We start from the raw sequence: 1,398 nt of genomic DNA, 5'->3' as shown, positions 1-1,398 counted from the left end.
GGCCAGAAGCAATGGGATGGACTCCTCCTCACCTGTTGGCGTCTAGGCGCCTAAACTGGGAGTTACCACACAACCAGTTAAGAGAAGGAGTCCACGATGAAGATTATCCGCGTCGGCGTCGATCTGGCCAAGAATGTCTTTCAAGTGCACGGGGTGGATCGTTGCGAAAAGGTCGTTTGGCGTAAGAAGCTGGGCCGGGCCGAATGGCTGTCGGCTCTGATGGAGAAGATAGAGCCAAGTTGCGAGATAGGCATGGAAGCTTGTGGCGGTGCGCACCATTGGGCGCGGCAATTGCAGAAACGCGGCTTCACCGTGAAGCTGATTGCGCCCCAGTTCGTGAAGCCGTACGTAAAGAGCAACAAGAACGACGCCAACGACGCGGAAGCGATTTGCGAAGCGATGAGCCGGCCGAGTATGCGCTATGTCGCCGTCAAGTCAGTCGAGCAGCAGGACTTACAAGCGATCCACCGGATCAGAGCGGAGCTGGTGAGTCAGCGCTCCGCCAAGGGTAACCAGATCCGTGGGCTGTGCAGTGAATATGGCTTGGTGGCACCCAGGGAAATGATTCAGCTGCGCGCCGCCATTCCGCTGTGGTTGGATGATCTGGAAAATGGATTGACGCAACGTTTCCGGCGTATGCTGCGAGGCTTGTGGCTCGACCTGATGAACTTGGAACTGCGGGTCAAGGAACTGGACCAGGAGATAGAAATCGCGGCATCGACCGATCCGGTCGCCTCTCGGTTGCAGCAGTTACGTGGAGTGGGACCGATCATCGCAACCGCGATTGTAGCCAACGTTGGCGACGCAAAGCAGTTCAGCAGTGGTAGACAGATGGCGGCATCGCTGGGGCTTACGCCACGGCAGAACAGCTCTGGCGGCAAAGAGCGATTGCTTGGCATTACGAAACGTGGAGACGCGCAGTTGCGAACGCTGTTGATTCACGGGGCCCGTTCAGTTTTGCGAACGGCGGCCAGCAAGAATGATCGGATGAGCCGCTGGGTAACGCACATCGCTGAGACGAGGCACCACAACATCGCGGCGGTAGCGCTTGCCAACAAGACGGCGCGTATCGCCTGGGCGATGATTACCAAGGGAACCGATTATCAGCCTGGGCTGGGGGCGGTTTAAGTAGCATTGTAATCAGTACGTAAAAAGGAGTATCCAACCACGATTGCGAAACATGCCGATGATGGCCAACAGGTCGAACCGGCGCCGGCAGAACCCGAGAATGTCTGAGGCCTACGAGCCCGAAGAAGCGATAGGGAGCCAGCGCGCGAATAGCCCATTATGGTTCTTGCCCGAAAGCGGGCAATGCAGTTAGAGACCGAATATACGTGAGCAGTCGTACCTGAAAGTCAAAGACGGAATGTTTGCAAACGAGGAGGAGTCCATATACGG

Annotated in this window: 1 protein-coding gene; it reads left to right on the top strand. The window is 56.8% G+C overall.

Going from position 1 to position 1,398, the window contains the following annotated elements; all coding sequences use genetic code 11:
- Positions 1–96 precede the first annotated feature (96 nt).
- Positions 97–1,128, top strand: a complete 1,032-nt coding sequence (locus CSQ95_RS28855) for an IS110 family transposase (protein WP_099411996.1) — start codon at positions 97–99, stop codon at positions 1,126–1,128.
- Positions 1,129–1,398 lie beyond the last annotated feature (270 nt).

This window comes from Janthinobacterium sp. BJB304 (assembly GCF_002735765.1).
Lineage (GTDB): Bacteria > Pseudomonadota > Gammaproteobacteria > Burkholderiales > Burkholderiaceae_D > Janthinobacterium.
Note: the sequence above shows the minus strand (reverse complement) of the source record. Positions and strands in the feature narration are given on the sequence as shown.